The sequence below is a fragment of the Streptomyces sp. NPDC006739 genome (assembly GCF_042869815.1).
In the GTDB taxonomy this organism is placed as follows: domain Bacteria; phylum Actinomycetota; class Actinomycetes; order Streptomycetales; family Streptomycetaceae; genus Streptomyces.
On the sequence record NZ_JBIAGM010000004.1, the window covers coordinates 1 to 15347 of the forward strand.

Genomic DNA, 15347 nt, shown 5'->3' on the forward strand with positions numbered 1-15347 from the left:
GCGAACAAGCCCCACGGGGCTCCCTACGTTGTCTAGGCCCACCGTCAAGCATCACCCGGGACAGAAACGTCAGGCATCAGCTGGGATCCGACACGCTGCGCTGGGCTCCTGGCCGGTCATACGGCCATGCGCTGACCCCGCCTCCTAATCCGTTCCGCAACTTCCCCACCTTTATGGACACTTACGGACGTATTGCTGCCGATTTGTTCTGGCGGTCGGTGGAAAATATCCACAGGTTGGCCAATGCATGGTTGCGGCCTGCGGAAAAGCCAGTGGCTTACGGCAGATCCCGTTATGCATTCGTGACCCTGGAGGTGCCTTGGTGGTCGGTGGTCTGGTCGGTTCGACGTGCTGTCCGTTTGGCGATGCGCACGGACGTTATGCGCTCGTGACCTTGGTCGCCCCTCCATGGTCGGCGGCGTGGTCGGGGGTGAGTGATGGGCTGAGATCACGAATGCCCGGTGATGTGTGATGCAGGTCACGAAAGGGCGGCGTCACACCGTGGCGCTTTTCTGAACCTGTTGTAAGTGAAGGCAGGTGATCGCTCGTCCCGGTGGAGGTGTCCGCTTTACGTGATCGGCTGCCCATGCGCCGGAAGGTCCGGCGGAGCTATGCAGGAAAGAGACAGGAAGAGCGATCGGCGTCACAACTGTTCAGGGTCACACGCCACCCGAGAAATCGACCTCTATGGGCGTCGCTCGAAACGGGGCGGCGGAACATAGCCGACGATCGCCGGTTAGCCAAACCGGCGTTTCTCCAGACCATTGATGCACTGCCTGGACGACCGGAAGGACAAGCGGAATGAGCGCGCAGAAAAGCAGCGGGCCCGCACGGCGGGACGTGAAAGAAGGTTGTTACCCGCCCGACGGGAGCGCGGGGCCGTGCACCTCGCACCTGTCCGGTTCGGCCGGTAGACCTGTCTCAACAGCCGCGATGACGGCTTGCCGAGCGGCACGGGCAAGCCCTGATCCGGAGGTGGATGACCGCTGGGCAAGCCTTCGGGCACGCCCCCGGCGGTTGGCTGAACTCGACACGCAACAGCGGCACGACAACGAACGGGTGGAAATGAACAAGCACGAGGCAGCACTGATCGCGGCGAAGATCAAGGAAGTGGAGGACAAGGTGACGCGGCTGGAAGATCTGGTGCGTCGGGTCCTCACAAACGCCCGCGCTACTTCTTCGGTGACTTCTTCGCCTCGGTGACGCCGCCGAGCTGGCCGAAGACCTGGAACAGAGTGTCCAGCCTGGCGCTTATGGCATCCAGTCGCTCCGACAGCTCGACGTATTCCGGCGTGGGCATCTGCCCGCCGCTTGCCGCCTCGGGATGGCCGGCCTTCGGGTCGGCCTCTGGCAGGGGATCCGCGACGAAGTTGCCCCGGCCGGGCATGGTGTGGATCAGCCCTTCGTCGCGCAGCATGCGCAGGGCGGAACGCGCGGTCATGTTCGCGATCTCGTAGGTCGCTTCCAGGTCACGTGACGAAGGAACCCGCTCGCCCGGCTTGAGGCGGCCGGAGCGGATCTGCCGCCGTAGCTCCTCGGCAACCAGACGGTATGGCGGTGTGTCGGAATCCTTGGGCAGCTTCATAGCCCGAGAGTAGCGGGCCTGGCCCGTCTACCGCAGTAAGACCCTGTTGCACCTCCGATTTTCCGCATGTGATCACTCCGCCACATGTGCGATGTGCGCTAAGCGCTTGACGGACCCAGTGCGGGTGGTGCACTGTTGATCTCGCTTCGCCACCCCCGGCGGAGCACCTACCGAAAGGACGTAACACCCATGGCCCGTATCCGTGTTGGCCTGCTCCCGTCCGCGTCGTTCATGGTCGGCAACCTGCCGGTGCCGAAGTACGCGGACCAGGAGAAGACGCAGTTCGCCGTGGACCGTGAAACCGGCGCGAAGCTGTTCGTGGTCACTCTCTTCTTCATGGAGGACGACCGCGCCGAGGCCATGAAGATCACCGTCCCGGAGACCGGTCTTCCCAACGGCCTCAAGCCGGGCATGCCGGTCATGCCGGTGGAGCTGTTCGCCACCCCGTGGGCCCGGATCTTCAACGGTCAGCTCTCGGACGGCATCGCCTACCGCGCTGAGCGCCTGGACCTGGTCGGCGGCGCCGCCCCGGCCGCTGACGCGGCGTGAGCAGCCTCGACCGCACCCGTTGCCGCCGCGACCTTCGACTTCGGAGCGTCGCGGCGGTGTGGGAACGCGCTGGATGCCCGCCCGCTTCGGCCCTCCGCCAGGCGGAGACGTGCCTGAGCCTGGCCGATCACGACAACCGGGTTCGCCTCGTCGCGGAGATGTGGGAGCGCCACGGGTTTCCACCCGCTGACGCGGTCCAGCGCGCGGAGATCTGCCTGATCCTCGCGGCCCCCTTGCCGAGCGATCCGAGCCAGAATGAGAGGAAGAAAGCAAAGTGACGCTGAACGATGTAGGTCAGGTGATGGGCTACGCCCCGCTCCTGGTCGGCGTGGGCCTGGCTGCCGTCGCCGTGTGGGCGGTGTGGTGGGTGGTCCGCTACCTGCGGGCCGATGCGATGACCCGGCAGTCCATCCGGCAGGCCGTGCGGGTGCGGCGGACCTGGAGGCGGCTCGCACAGATGCTGAAGCTGTGCGCCACGGACAAGATGCCGACCGCGCTGGCCTCGCTGGCGAACACGGACGGCAAGCCCGTCAAGCCCCGCGTCCTGGTCCCTACGCTGAAGGTCACGCATGACGCGTACGGGGTGATCGCGCGGGCGGGCTGCCTGCCCGGCGTCGGCCTGGAGCAGTACCAAAAAGCAGCCCCGCATCTGGCGGACGCCTGGCGGTGCACGCGCGTGGCGGTCACCCAGGACGAGCCGGGATCGGTTGTCATCCGGGGGGTGCGGCTCGATCCGTTGAAGTTCCCTACCGAGCACCGTCCCACGGGCACGGTGCCGGAGGAGGTGGCCCGGTGGGAGCTGGGCGTGGACGAGTACGCACAGCCGGTGTCCGTCGACCTGTGGCAGGTGCCTGGCGTGACCGTGGCCGGCCTTCCCGGCAAGGGCAAGACGTCGCTGATCAACCGGCTTCTGTCGGACTGGGCGCCCGCGCCGTGGGTTCAGTTCGCCTGCGCGGACGGCAAGGTGTCCGCCGCGTATGAGGGTGACTACTACGCCTGGGTACAGCGCATGTTCGCCTTCGTCGGCGATGACCTCGAAGAGGCCAACAAGCTGTTCCAGCGGCTGGTGGACCTGCGGCGCAAGCGCCACGCGATGGTTCAGGCGGTGCTCGGGGCGAAGTCCATGTGGGACGTGGGCCCGTCCGAGAAGTGGCCGCTGGTCGTGCTGATCGTGGATGAGGCGCACACCTACTTCCGCGACTACAAGGGCAGGGACCAGCGGTCGAAGGATCTCGCCGCCTTCGCGGCCGAGAACGCCCGACTCGTGGAAGACCTGGTCAAGAAGGGCCGCTCGGTGGGCATCCTCGTCATCCTCGCCACGCAGAAGAGCACGGGCGACGCGATCCCGACCTTCATCCGCGACGTGTGCCCCGTGGGCCTGAGCTTCGCGCAGAAGACCGCCGAAGCTGCCGTGGCGGCCCTGGGGGAGGACATCCGGGAGTGGCCGGACGCCAACCCGATCAACCTTCAGGACCCGGCCTATGTCGGCGTCGCCTCGATGAACCACCAGTCACAGCCCGGCTTCACCCGCATCCGCACGCCGTTCGTGCCGGACGAGTGGGCGGAGGAGATCGCGCACGCCACCAACCACCTGACCGCCGACCCGGCCGGCCTGCTCCCTGCCATCGACCTCACCAAGGAGGACCCGGACGACGACGGCTTGTCGCCCGTGGCGGCCTGACCCATCACACGCCTGAGCACCCGGAAAGGAGGTGAACATCCAATGTCTGAGGACCGGATCACACAGCGCACCGTGACCGTGGTCATGGGCATCATCGCCGCCCTGGCGTTCGTCTTCTCCTTCGGCAACGTCTGGGCCCTGGCCCTGCGCCTGGGCGTCCCCGCCCCCATCGCGCCCCTGATCGCCCCCATGGTGGATCTCTCCGTGGTCGGCCTCCTGGTCGCCCTGCGCTACCTCTCCCTGCGGGGCGTCCCGCCCGAGCAGATGAAGGCGGCCACCCGCCTCATGCATGTCTCCGGCCTGCTGACCCTGGCCCTCAACATCGCCGAACCCATCGTCGCCGAGCACTACGGCCGCGCCGCCGTGGACGCCGTGGCCCCGGTGCTGCTCCTCGGCTGGGGAGCGGTCGGCCCGCAGCTCCTGCGCTCTTTCCACGCGGTCACCACCGACGCAACCGCCCCGGCCCCGGCTGCCGAGACAGAACCGACCTACGAGCCCGCCCCGGACTCGGTCGCCGAGACGGAACCCGCCCGAGAGCACGCCCCGGCCCCCACTGCGCCGGAACCCGCCCCGACGCCCGCACCACCCGTCACGCCGGAACCCGCCCTGGTCGCTGCGCCCAGTGCCCCGACCCCCGCCATGCCTGTGCCTGCGGTCAAGGTGCCCGAGCCGCTGCTCGCCGAAGCACGCTCCATCGCCGCTTCCCACCACGCTGAGCACGGCGAATGCATCACGGCGGCCCAGCTCAAGCGGCGGCTCGGTATCGGCCTGCCCATGGCCACCGCACTCCACGCCGTCCTGTAGCGCCCCGCTCCCCCGCCGGCCTCCCGGCATCTCCCACCCTCAGCCCGTCCCTGGGCCCAGTCCGTCATGCCTGCGGGCAGCAGCCCGAGCGCACTGAATCGCTGCTGCCCGCAGGTCCCACCCTCGCGCCAGGAAGGAGACCCCGCCACTCATGAGCCGCCCCCTCGACCTGCGGCACGTCATCAGCCCCGGCCTGCGGGACCTGATCGAACTGGCCAACACTCACGACTTCGACCGCGTACAAGAGCAGGTCCGCAACCTGCGCGGCTGCTCCAGCCCGGTTAACCTCCACGGCTGGACGATCACCACCGATCCGGCCACCAAGGAAGTGGTCCGCTCCTACCGCTCCGAAGACGAACCGACCGGACGCCTGCTGACCACCTGCGGCAACCGCCGCGCCTCCCGCTGCCCCGCCTGCTCCCGCGTCTACGCCGCCGACACCTACCACCTGATCAAGGCCGGACTGTCCGGCGGAAAGAACGTCGCCGAAACCGTCCGCGACCACCCCAGCGCCTTCGTCACCCTCACCGCCCCCTCCTTCGGCCCCGTCCACCGCAACACCGACAGCGCGGGCAAGCCCCGCCGCTGCCGCTGCGGCATCCAGCACGGCGACGACGACCCGGCCCTGAGCACCCCCCTGAACCCGGCCACCTACGACTACGCCGGGGCCGTTCTCTGGAACGCGCACGCCGGACAGCTCTGGGCACGCTTCACCACCTACCTGCGCCGCGCCCTGGCCAAGCACTTCGGCATCACGCAGAAGGCGCTGAACGCCGCCCTACGCGTCTCCTTCGCCAAGGTCGCCGAGTACCAAAAGCGCGGCCTGGTCCACTTCCACGCCGTGATCCGCTTCGACGGACCCGACGGCCACACCACCCCGCCCCCGGCCTGGGCCACCTTTGACGCCCTCAAGGCCGCCGTGGGTCTGGCGGTCAAACAGGCCAGGCTCACCATCGAATCCGACTCCATCGGCGAACGCGTCATCGCCTGGGGCCGCCGGTTCAAGGTCGACCCCATCACCGCCCTGGGCGACGGCGAACTCACGGACTCAAAGGTCGCCGGATACGTGGCCAAGTACGCCACCAAGAACGCTGAGGGCGCGGGCACCGTGGACCGCACCCTGATGTGCCGCCCGTGCGCCGGACGCGGATACCAGCGCGGTCCCGACGGCTTCCACGACCGGTGCCCCGACTGCGACGGCACAGGACAGGCCGAACCCATCAAGGCCCTGCCCGTGGCTCGACACGTACGCCAGATGATCCGTACCGCCTGGGACCTCGGCCACCTGCCGGAGTTCGCCGAACTCAAGCTCTGGAAGTGGGCTCACATGCTCGGCTTCCGCGGCCACTTCTCCAGCAAATCCCGCGCCTACTCCACCACCCTCGGCGCACTCCGCGACGTACGCCGCGCATGGCGCCTCGCCCAAGCCGAAGCCGCCCGTGCCCGCGCGGGCGTCCCCACCATCGACGAGACCACCCTCGTCACCGCCTCCTCATGGGCCTACCTCGCCACCGGCTACCGCCCCGGCGAGGAACTCCTCGCTGCCCAGGTCCGCCACGACATCACCCACGCCGAACGCGTCAAGTCCGAAGGAGACCCCTGGCTGTGACTACTGCGACCAAGGCCAACAGGCAGACGCTGAAGCTGAGGGAGGCGCTGGCCGAGATCGGGATGTCCCGCGCCGCCTTCTACCGCATGCGCGCTCGGGGCCAGGCCCCCAGGCACCTGAAGCTCCCCAACGGTCAGATCCGCATACGCCGGGCCGACCTCGACGCCTGGTTCGACGCCTGCGAGGTGCTGGAAGCATGCTGACCTACGACGTTCAGGTCTGGAGCATCCGCAAGCGGCCCAACCGTGCGGCGGCCTATCAGCTCCGGTGGCGTGTCGGCTCGCGCCCCTTCTCCAAGAGCTACAAGATCAAAGCTCAGGCTGACGGACGGCGCTCCGAGCTGCTGACCGCCCTGCGCAACCGCGAGCAGTTCGACACAGAAACGGGCCTGCCCGCCTCGGAGGTACAGGCGCAGAACTCCACCACGTGGTACGCCCACACGCGTGCCTATGCGGAGATGAAGTGGCCCGGTGCCTCGGCCAAGCACCGCGCGAGCATCGCTGACACCCTGGCCACCATCACGCCGAAGCTGGTCAAGGACAATCGTGGGGCTCCGGCTCCGAAGATCCTCCGCATCGCCCTCTACTCGTGGGTCTACCGCTTCGTCCTCGGCGACGACGGGAAGCTGAAGCCCCGTTTCGACGTCGAGGAGCCGCCTGCCGGAATCGTGGCGGCGTTGGACTGGATCAGCCGAAAGACCGTCGACATCACCGCGCTCAACACACCCTCGGTCGTGCGTACAGCGCTCGACGCTCTGAAGCTGAAGCAAGACGGCACGGTGGCTGCCGAGAACACGGTGAATCGCAAGCGAACGGTCTTCAGTAACTGCCTTCGGTACGCAGTCGAACGGGAGCTGCTGACGGCCCTGCCCCTCGACAAGGTCGACTGGACCCCGCCCGAAACTGACGACGAGATCGACTTCCGGTTCGTCCCCGGCCCAAAGCTGGCCAAGGCGCTGATCGACGCTGTGGGCGAGCAGGGGGCACGTGGACGACACATGATGGCGTTCTTCGGCTGCCTCTACTACGCGGCCAACCGCCCTGGGGAGGCTGCCAATCTCCGGGAAGCCGACTTCACCTTGCCCGAAGAAGGCTGGGGAGAGGTGTTGCTCTCGACGAGCACGCCCCGTGTCGGCTCTGGCTGGACTGACACGGGCGAGTCGTTCGATACGCGCGGCCTGAAGAAGCGGGCTCGCAAGGCGACCCGGCCTGTGCCCATTCCCCCCGTCCTCGTGTGCCTGATCCGCCACCACATCAAGGAGTTCGGCACCGCTGAAGACGGCCGGCTGTTCCGTGCCGCTCAGGGCGGCGGTCTGCTGTCCAAGGAGTACGGGGCGGTCTGGAAAGCCGCTCGGCTGGCAGTGCTGACCGAATCGGAAGCGGCCTCCCCGCTGGCTGACGTGCCGTACTCCCTCCGCCATGCGGGTGTGTCGCTATGGCTTGAGTCCGGCGTCTCCCCTGCAGAAGTCGCACGCCGGGCGGGCCACAGCATCGCAGTTCTGTTCCGCTTCTACGCCAAGGCAATTCACCGCAACCAGCAGCGCTCGAACGAACAGATCGAGCGGGCTCTGGAGGCGGCAGCCGAGGAGTAGTCCGGTTGCTTTAACCGCTCATCATGCAGGTGGAGTTACACACGCGTCGCCCGCCACTGGGACGAGTGGCGGGCGACGTCTCTTCGTACGCCGGCGAAACCTGGCTCAGCAAGCCGCACCCGCAGAAACGTGGTCGAGGCAGGGATGCACTGCATTGAGCTACCTGATCAAACATCAGGTTCATTGCCCAGGTGGGACTTTCGGCCACACAGGCTCAAGACAGCCAAACCCCAATCGGATCCTCAAATGATCCTCAAATCTCGTTGCACAATGCGTAGCCATCCCGTTACGTTGTCGGCGTTCCGTCAACATCATGTTCACGACATGGTTAGAAGCAGGAGAGACGATGAAGCTTCGACGCGTTGCTACCGCGACGGCTGCCACCCTCATCGGCCTGGGCGTCATCGCCCCGGCCGCCGCAGCCGGAGGCAACTACGATTACGCAACCTCCCGCACCTCGCTGAGCAACGGCTACCTCTACACCCAGCTCAGCACCGGCTCCGACTTCTCCCACCTGAACGTCAGAGACTGGTACGACAAGGACGGCGGCGGCACTATCAGTGCCCGGTTCGGCTACAGCTACCACAACAGCACCCACTACGGCTCCTGGTTCAGCCAGTCCTCCGGGAGCTCCAAGGCTGCCCAGTGGAGCAACGTCTACATCAACGACTGCCAGAACGTTGTCGGATTCCTGGACGTCAGCGGACAGGGAACGTTCTACAACGCGCCCGTCACCGGCTGCTGACACGAGCCAACACAATCGAGCTGCCCCTGCCCCTCTCCGGGCGGGGGCATGCCTCTTTCCACCCTCCCACCGAGAGACCCATGATCAAGACCCTCCTCAACGACCACGCCCTGATGGGCACCGTCCTCGGCGTATGCGTTCTCGCCGGGCTCATCGGTCTCTTCGTAGCAAGGACCACGCATCAGCCGCTCATCGGGAGTTGCCTGGCGGCGATGTCGACCGCGCTGATCCTGGGAGCAACTCTGTACCCGCTCTCCCTCAACGCCCCGGCGAACAACGTCTGCTACATCGAACGTGACCCCCTCCTGGGTTCCACCACCACCCAGGGGCTCATGAACATTGCACTGTTCATACCCGCCGCAGCGGCCTGGACCTGGCTCACAAGACGCCCCATCTCCGTCGCACTCGCGTTCCTCGGACTGTCCGCCGGCATCGAAACGGTCCAGGCCATCACGCCGGGCATGGGCCGCGCCTGCGACAGTACCGACTGGATCACCAACGCCGTCGGCACACTCATCGGCACCGCAGCAGCCGCACTCATCCTCTGGCGTCGGCACCGCAGCACCCACCTCACCCGGCCTGGCCGACGGTTCGTGCAGGTCTTCTCCGCCGCCGTGATCGCCGTCGCCACGCTTTGCGCCGCCATAGTGACCCCCGTCATGTCCGATGTGGCGTGGGCGCACGACGCATCCGATCCGCAGCGTAAAGCGGCCCTGGAAGCGGCCAAGGAATTCCTGCCGTCCACAGCACACGTCGTGAAGGTCCAGTTCGCTTCGGGCCCAGGAGGCACAGGAACCGTGCAGCTCGCCACCGACAAGGGCTCCTTGATGATCGACTGGCCTACACGAGAAGTGCAGTCAGGAATCATCGGTCCAGCCCCTGAAGGCGCGGCGCCCGCACAGGGTCACATATCCGACGACGCCGCGGCCAAGGTGGCGAAGCGCTTCATCGACGACCACTTCTCCTGGGCACTTCCGGCAAAGCAGTCCATCAGCGCGGTCGGACCCCGCGGCGAGGCACGACTCGTGTCCTGGCGCCGCTACAAGGACGACGTGATGATGCCGATGCGTATGGACGTAGTGATCAGGCCCGGCGGCCAGGTCGCGTCATTCACCGCACGTCACGTACAAGACCCTGCGCTGCCCAAGGTCCGCATCAGCCAGGACCAGGCTGTCAAGGCCGCTGCCGTGGCGCTTGACGGTCATCCCGTGGCATCGTCCGTGCTTCTCGCTGCACGCGACGAGCTGGGCCGGTGGCACCCGTACTGGTTGATCACCCCCAAGAATGTGATCCAGGACGGTGCTGTCCAGGACGGCGGACCCGGCAGCTCCTCAACGCAAGCCAGGACATCCCTTGTCGACGCCGTGACTGGCAAGATCAACGACAGGATCAACCTGGACACCGGTCCAAGCGCCGACTAAAAATCATCCGCTCCTCACCGGGCTCGGCCAGCCGGGCGCGGAACTGCTCAGCACGCCGGCGTCGAAGTCGGTGTCAGTCAGCTCCGCGCCCATGGCATACGTCCAGCCGATTGCCCACACAGCCATTGCTGCGGCCTTTCTGCCTGGCAGGTTCCCCTGGCCGCAATGCCGTCCGGTTGAGGACGCGCAGGTCCTAGCGTCTCAGGGACGGTCTACGCCATGGATCAGATAGCGCCGCTGACCAGCAGATTCCCGGCCCTGATCCGCCGGCTCCTGGTCCACGCCTGGTCCACACACACTGATTCACAACGCGGCACAGCCGGATGAAGCTGAGACAGGGCCCATGCAGAAGAGGTGCCCCCCACCGAGGGGCACCCCTTCTGACCTGCAACGTCTATGACCTGCGCGGAGGCGGTGGGATTTGAACCCACGGTGACATCGCTGCCACGACGGTTTTCAAGACCGTTCCCTTCGGCCGCTCGGGCACGCCTCCCCGCGCCGGGCGATCGTGATCGGCGGCGCGGGACAAGGGTAACGGGTGGGCACGCGTGCGTGGAGGTCAGTTGTCTCCGACGCGGGAGCCGAGGGTCAGATCGACCGTGTGTTCCTGGCCGCCCCGCTTGTAGGTGATCTGGACCTTGTCGCCGGGCTGGTGAGTCCAGATCTCACCGATCAGGGTGGGGCCGGAGTCGATCACGTTGTCGTCGAGCTTGGTGATGACGTCGCCGGGCTTGAGGCCCGCCTTGTCCGCCGGGCCGCCCGACTCGACCGCGGCGGAGCCGCCCGCACCCTGGTCGGTGATCTTCGCGCCGCCCGTGGAGTCCTCCAGCGAGACCGACGCGCCGATCTTGGCGTACACCGGCTTGCCGGTCTTGATCAGCTGCTGGGCGACGTACTTGGCCTGGTCGATCGGGATGGCGAAGCCCAGGCCGATCGAGCCGGACTGGCCCGAGCCGCTCAGGCCGCCGCTGCTGGTGGACTGGATGGCCGAGTTGATGCCGATGACCGCGCCGCTGGCGTCGAGCAGCGGTCCACCGGAGTTGCCCGGGTTGATGGAGGCGTCGGTCTGCAGGGCGCTCATGTAGGACGCCTTGCTGGTGGAACTGCCGTCGCTGGAGGCCACCGGGCGGTTCTTCGCGCTGATGATGCCCGCGGTGACCGTGTTGGACAGGCCGAAGGGGGCGCCGATGGCGATCGTCTCGTCGCCGACGGCCACCTTGTCGGAGTCGCCGAGGGCGAGGGGCTGGAGATCGGAGGGGGCATTCTTGAGCTTGATGACGGCGACGTCGTAGCCCTGCGCGTGGCCGACGATCTCGGCGTCGTACTTCCTGCCGTTCGGGAAGGTGGCGGTCAGCTTGCCGCCGTCCACCGCGTCGGCCACCACGTGGTTGTTGGTGACGATGTGGCCCTGGGTGTCGAAGACGAACCCGGTGCCGGTGCCGCCCTGCCCATTGGTGCTCTCCGCCTCGATGGTGACCGTGCTCGGCAGCGCCTTGGCGGCCACGTTGGCGATCGTGCCGGGGGCACGCTTGACCTGCGTGGCGCTGCTGGAGGAGGAGACCGTGGTGGAACCGCGGTCGTCGTTGTTCTTGGCCAGGGTGTAGCCGAGGCCACCACCCAGGCCGCCCGCGACCAGCGCGGCCACCAGGACCGCGGCCACCAGGCCGCCCCGCCCGCCGTTCGCCCTGGGCGCGGGCTGCTGGTACGACGAGCCCCAGGCGTCACCGCCACCGCCGCCCCAGCCGCCGGCACCGGCGGCTCCGCCCGCTCCGGCGCCGCTGTCGCCGTAGGACGGCGTCGCGGGGGGCGGAGGCGGCCAGGAGCCGTCGGGAGCGGGGCCGGAGGCCTGGTGGCCGTCCGACGGGCCCGCCTGGGCGTACGCGGGGGGCGCCATGCCCTGCTCCGGCGCGCCGGGGGCACCACCGGGCGCCGGCGGGATCGGAGTCGTCGGCGCGCCCCCGTCGGGCGCCGGTGTCTGCGGGGAGGCAGTGGGAGAGGCCACCGGCACGGGAGGTGCGGACGGGGCCTGGGGTACCTCGTTGCCCTCGTTCTCGGTGCTCACAGCTCTTCTCCTCGATCCACGGCTTTTGTTCTCGGTCGCACTCGGTCACGCTCAATCACGCTGGTGTACGGTCCGGGCGCGCTTCAGCTGTGCATGTGCATCTGTATGACGTCAGCTTTTCCCACGGGCCGTCAGAGCACCATAAGTGGTGGCTGTGGGTTCACGGCCAATCTTTACATAGGACTTGTCCGACAAAAGCCCCGTATCAGAGCAGAGGGCATGCCGCCGTTCGTCGCACGGACCCCCCGTGCCGCCCCGTGTACCCCGCGACGGTGGCACCATGACGCGGTGACCCACGCACGACAGCAGCACATTCAGGTCGTCGCACACCGGGGAGCCTCCGAAGAGGCCCCGGAGCACACTCTGGCCGCCTACAAGAAGGCGATCGAGGACGGCGCCGACGCCCTGGAGTGCGACATCCGGCTCACCGCCGACGGCCACCTGGTCTGCGTCCACGACCGCCGGGTGAACCGTACCTCCAACGGCCGCGGCGCGGTCTCGGCCCTGGAGCTGGCTGATCTCGCCACGCTCGACTTCGGCTCCTGGAAGACCCGGGAGTCCTGGCGCGGCCGGGACGAGGAACCCGACTGGGAGTTCCGGCCCGAGGACCGCGCGGACACCTCCGTGCTCACCCTGGAGCGGCTGCTGGAGCTGGTCGCGGACGCCGGGCGGCGGGTGGAGCTGGCCATCGAGACCAAGCACCCCACGCGCTGGGCCGGCCAGGTCGAGGAGCGGCTGCTGCTGCTCCTGAAGCGGTTCGGACTGGACGCCCCGCTCTCCGCCGACGAGTCGCCGGTCCGCGTGATGAGCTTCTCGGCACGCTCGCTGCACCGGGTGCGGACGGTCTCGCCGACCCTGCCGACGGTCTACCTGATGCAGTTCCTCTCCCCCCGGCTGCGCGACGGCCGGCTGCCCGCGGGCGTCCGGATCGCGGGCCCCTCGATCCGCATCGTGCGCAACCACCCCGCCTACATCGAGCGGCTGAAGCGGGCCGGCAACCAGGTGCACGTGTGGACGGTGAACGAGCCCGAGGACGTCGACCTCTGCGCCGATCTCGGCATCGACGCCATCATCACCAACCGCCCGCGCGCGGTACTGCACCGGCTCGGCCGCTGAGCCGCCGAGGCCGGCAGGACAGAGGCCGCCGAGGTCGGCAGGGCAGGGGCCGCCGAGGTCGGATGTCGGCAAGATCCGTGTAAGGAACGGTCCGGACCTCTTGACCCCGGTGCCCGTCTCGCGCATGCTCCACTCTCGGCCACACCAATGAAATCCAGCCACACGGCAGCCAACAGAGACAGCCCCGTCACAGGGAGTGCTCCGGCGCGTTCGGTCCGTGTTCGATCGTTCCGAATGCGTCTCCGGAGAGGGATTGGCCGGTTTCCGGTACAGGCCAATGGGGCATCCACACCGTGGCGTGGGGCAAAGGAGGTCTCGGGGGTGGCGTTGGTGGTGGCACAGGAGGTGCCCACGTCTTCGAGCATGGCCGTACCCCATGGCCCTGCGGGCGTGGGGAAGGCCAGGCACCGGATGCGTGATCAGTTGCGCAACGGTGGCGTATCAGAATCGGTCATCGATGATGCCGTACTGATCCTTTCCGAACTTTTGAGTAATGCGTGCAAACACGGGCGACCGTTGGGCGACGCGCTCGCCGGGGACGGCGACGTGCGTGCCGCATGGCGGGTGGACGCGCGTGGCCGGCTGATCGTCGAGGTGACTGACGGCGGCGGCCCGACCCGCCCGGCTCCGGCGACACCGTCGGTCACCGCGCACGGCGGCCGCGGGCTGAACATCATCACCGCGCTCGCCGACGACTGGGGTGTGCGGGACGACACCCGTGGGGAGGTGACCGTGTGGGTCGTGGTCCACGAGGACGTGCACGATCCGGACGCCAGGCATCGCCGCGGGGGTTTCGCTACGCGCGTCGCGGCCCCGGTGGTTCCGGCCATGGCCGACCTGGACTTCACGGACGCCCTCAACGACCTGGACTGACCCGCTCGGACTGACCCGCTCGCCGGCGTGGTCGGCCGCGTCGAATCCCGGACCGCGCGGGCATGCCCGGACCGTGCGGGCGCTCCAGACCCTGCAGGCCACTTGTCCACAGGCACTCTCGACCGCACCGGCTCGTTGTCCACAGGTCCCCGTCCGCGATGTCATGAACGGCTAGGCTCCCGCCGTACCAGACAAGCCGTAACCGGGAGACACCCACGATGGCCAAGAAGCGACCCCAGACGAAGGCCAAGCCGCAGATCACGGACGGAGAGATCCCGGTTGTCGGCGCCCGCGAGCCGTGCCCCTGCGGCAGCGGCCGGCGCTACAAGGCCTGCCACGGCCGGGCCGCCTCGCACGCCGTGACCGAGCTGGTGCAGCGCCCGTTCGAGGGACTGCCGAGCGAGGGCGACTGGGTGGCGATGCGCGAGCTGGTGCCCGCCGCCACGGTGGAGCTGACCCTCAGGGGCGGCCTGCCCGAGGGCGTCCCGTCGGTCACGCTGGCCACGGTCCTGCCGATGGCCTGGCCCGCCCTGCGCCGTGACGACGGCTCGGTGCTGCTCGGTCTGCAGAACGACACGGCCTCCGGCGACATCAGCCGCGACCTCGCCGACACCCTCCAGCGCGCCCTCGCCGCCGAGCCCGGCACACCGGTGCAGGGCCGCCGGGCCCCCGCCGACGGACCGCGGCTCCAGGACCTGATCGACCCCGAAGGCGCCTTCGAGCCGGTGGTGCACAGCGGCTTCGAGTTCTGGGTCCCGGACGCGGAGAACGCCACCCCGGAGGTGGCCGCCTCTCTGGAGCGGGCCAACGCCGCGGCGATCCCCACGGCCAGGCTGACCGGAGTCGACTGGGCGTACTGGTGCGAGACGCCGGAGAAGAACCACCTGCGCTGGGTCATGCCGCACCCGGAGGAGCAGCTTCTGGACGCTCTCGCGCGGCTGCACGCGGCGGGCCGTTCGAGCCTCGGTGAGGGCACCCGGCTCGTGGGGTCCTTCCGTGCCCACGGCCTCACCGTCCCGGTCTGGGACCTGCCGAGCGGGGTCGGCGCGGACGACGTGGAGAAGCCGGCCGCCGAGTTCGCCGAGCGGCTCTCCGCCGCGCTGGCCTCGCAGGAGCCGCTCACGGGCGACGAGCGGAGGGCGCGCGGCGGCCTGACCAACCGACAGGTCACGCTCAGCTGACACGCGGCGGATCAAGGGGTCGGGGGGGGGGGGGCGGGGGGGGCGGCCCCCCCCCCCCCCCCCCGCGGGGGCGCCGGGCCGCGCGCCCCCCCCCCCCCCCCAACACGGGGGGGGAAAGAACCACCCACGA

15 protein-coding genes and 1 tRNA gene are annotated in these 15347 nt (G+C 68.5%); 12 read left to right on the top strand and 4 right to left on the bottom strand.

Translation table 11 applies throughout. From position 1 onward, the window contains the following. The first annotated feature begins 801 nt into the window (after positions 1-801). A complete protein-coding gene (locus ACFYMM_RS09790) occupies positions 802-1203 on the top strand; it encodes a hypothetical protein (RefSeq protein ID WP_388385311.1) in 402 nt (133 codons plus the stop codon). On the opposite strand, the gene ACFYMM_RS09795 is transcribed toward ACFYMM_RS09790, so the two are convergent. Beyond that, positions 1172-1585: a GntR family transcriptional regulator gene (locus ACFYMM_RS09795; protein WP_388385312.1), complete on the bottom strand. Its 414-nt coding sequence runs from the start codon at positions 1583-1585 to the stop codon at positions 1172-1174. The two genes, ACFYMM_RS09790 and ACFYMM_RS09795, sit on opposite strands and share 32 nt — an antisense overlap. Before the next feature lie 189 nt (positions 1586-1774). Here ACFYMM_RS09795 and ACFYMM_RS09800 point away from each other — a divergent pair, with 189 nt between their 5' ends. The 8 genes from ACFYMM_RS09800 (at position 1775) to ACFYMM_RS09835 (ending at position 9985) form a co-directional block, all read left to right on the top strand. Beyond that, positions 1775-2134 (top strand): hypothetical protein, encoded by a 360-nt coding sequence (locus ACFYMM_RS09800; RefSeq protein ID WP_388385313.1) that lies wholly within the window; start codon positions 1775-1777, stop codon positions 2132-2134. A gap of 301 nt (positions 2135-2435) precedes the next feature. Continuing rightward, positions 2436-3815 carry a cell division protein FtsK gene (locus ACFYMM_RS09805; protein WP_388385779.1) on the top strand — a complete coding sequence of 460 codons (1380 nt, stop codon included), beginning with the start codon at positions 2436-2438 and terminating at the stop codon, positions 3813-3815. 42 nt (positions 3816-3857) lie between these two features. Then, a complete protein-coding gene (locus tag ACFYMM_RS09810; RefSeq protein WP_388385314.1) occupies positions 3858-4619 on the top strand; it encodes a DUF2637 domain-containing protein in 762 nt (253 codons plus the stop codon). A gap of 151 nt (positions 4620-4770) precedes the next feature. Further along, positions 4771-6228, top strand: coding sequence for a replication initiator (locus tag ACFYMM_RS09815; RefSeq protein ID WP_388385315.1), 1458 nt, complete (start codon positions 4771-4773; stop codon positions 6226-6228). Further along, the gene (locus tag ACFYMM_RS09820; protein ID WP_388385780.1) at positions 6219-6431 is read left to right on the top strand and encodes a helix-turn-helix transcriptional regulator; all 213 of its coding nucleotides are present in this window, start codon (positions 6219-6221) and stop codon (positions 6429-6431) included. Before ACFYMM_RS09815 ends, ACFYMM_RS09820 begins: the two co-directional genes overlap by 10 nt. Next, a complete protein-coding gene (locus tag ACFYMM_RS09825) occupies positions 6425-7819 on the top strand; it encodes a tyrosine-type recombinase/integrase (protein ID WP_388385316.1) in 1395 nt (464 codons plus the stop codon). The genes ACFYMM_RS09820 and ACFYMM_RS09825 overlap by 7 nt, the downstream gene beginning before the upstream one ends. A 346-nt stretch (positions 7820-8165) precedes the next feature. Further along, on the top strand, positions 8166-8564 hold the full coding sequence (locus ACFYMM_RS09830) for a hypothetical protein (protein ID WP_388385317.1): 399 nt from the start codon (positions 8166-8168) through the stop codon (positions 8562-8564). An 80-nt stretch (positions 8565-8644) separates the two neighbouring features. Beyond that, positions 8645-9985, top strand: coding sequence for a VanZ family protein (locus ACFYMM_RS09835; protein ID WP_388385318.1), 1341 nt, complete (start codon positions 8645-8647; stop codon positions 9983-9985). Positions 9986-9988: 3 nt separating this feature from the next. Here the strand turns inward: ACFYMM_RS09835 and ACFYMM_RS09840 are convergent, their stop codons facing one another. From ACFYMM_RS09840 to ACFYMM_RS09850, 3 genes are all read right to left on the bottom strand, one after another. Continuing rightward, positions 9989-10111: a hypothetical protein gene (locus tag ACFYMM_RS09840; protein ID WP_388385319.1), complete on the bottom strand. Its 123-nt coding sequence runs from the start codon at positions 10109-10111 to the stop codon at positions 9989-9991. Positions 10112-10391: 280 nt separating this feature from the next. Next, positions 10392-10478: transfer RNA gene (locus tag ACFYMM_RS09845), tRNA-Ser, on the bottom strand. A 66-nt stretch (positions 10479-10544) separates the two neighbouring features. Continuing rightward, positions 10545-12047 (bottom strand): S1C family serine protease, encoded by a 1503-nt coding sequence (locus ACFYMM_RS09850; protein ID WP_388385320.1) that lies wholly within the window; start codon positions 12045-12047, stop codon positions 10545-10547. Between the two features lie 288 nt (positions 12048-12335). Between ACFYMM_RS09850 and ACFYMM_RS09855 the strand changes: the two genes are divergently transcribed. From ACFYMM_RS09855 to ACFYMM_RS09865, 3 genes are all read left to right on the top strand, one after another. Continuing rightward, positions 12336-13163, top strand: coding sequence for a glycerophosphodiester phosphodiesterase (locus ACFYMM_RS09855; RefSeq protein WP_388385321.1), 828 nt, complete (start codon positions 12336-12338; stop codon positions 13161-13163). 234 nt (positions 13164-13397) lie between these two features. Continuing rightward, positions 13398-14036, top strand: coding sequence for an ATP-binding protein (locus ACFYMM_RS09860; RefSeq protein WP_388385322.1), 639 nt, complete (start codon positions 13398-13400; stop codon positions 14034-14036). 218 nt (positions 14037-14254) lie between these two features. Beyond that, positions 14255-15217 (top strand): DUF5926 family protein, encoded by a 963-nt coding sequence (locus ACFYMM_RS09865; protein WP_388385323.1) that lies wholly within the window; start codon positions 14255-14257, stop codon positions 15215-15217. Positions 15218-15347 lie beyond the last annotated feature (130 nt).

Coding starts and splice junctions, on each gene's coding strand:
- ACFYMM_RS09790 (WP_388385311.1), top strand. CDS start 802: ATGAGCGCGCAGAAAAGCAGCGGGCCCGCACGGCGGGACGTGAAAGAA.
- ACFYMM_RS09795 (WP_388385312.1), bottom strand. CDS start 1,585: ATGAAGCTGCCCAAGGATTCCGACACACCGCCATACCGTCTGGTTGCC.
- ACFYMM_RS09800 (WP_388385313.1), top strand. CDS start 1,775: ATGGCCCGTATCCGTGTTGGCCTGCTCCCGTCCGCGTCGTTCATGGTC.
- ACFYMM_RS09805 (WP_388385779.1), top strand. CDS start 2,436: ATGGGCTACGCCCCGCTCCTGGTCGGCGTGGGCCTGGCTGCCGTCGCC.
- ACFYMM_RS09810 (WP_388385314.1), top strand. CDS start 3,858: ATGTCTGAGGACCGGATCACACAGCGCACCGTGACCGTGGTCATGGGC.
- ACFYMM_RS09815 (WP_388385315.1), top strand. CDS start 4,771: ATGAGCCGCCCCCTCGACCTGCGGCACGTCATCAGCCCCGGCCTGCGG.
- ACFYMM_RS09825 (WP_388385316.1), top strand. CDS start 6,425: ATGCTGACCTACGACGTTCAGGTCTGGAGCATCCGCAAGCGGCCCAAC.
- ACFYMM_RS09830 (WP_388385317.1), top strand. CDS start 8,166: ATGAAGCTTCGACGCGTTGCTACCGCGACGGCTGCCACCCTCATCGGC.
- ACFYMM_RS09835 (WP_388385318.1), top strand. CDS start 8,645: ATGATCAAGACCCTCCTCAACGACCACGCCCTGATGGGCACCGTCCTC.
- ACFYMM_RS09840 (WP_388385319.1), bottom strand. CDS start 10,111: ATGGCTGTGTGGGCAATCGGCTGGACGTATGCCATGGGCGCGGAGCTG.
- ACFYMM_RS09860 (WP_388385322.1), top strand. CDS start 13,398: ATGCGTCTCCGGAGAGGGATTGGCCGGTTTCCGGTACAGGCCAATGGG.
- ACFYMM_RS09865 (WP_388385323.1), top strand. CDS start 14,255: ATGGCCAAGAAGCGACCCCAGACGAAGGCCAAGCCGCAGATCACGGAC.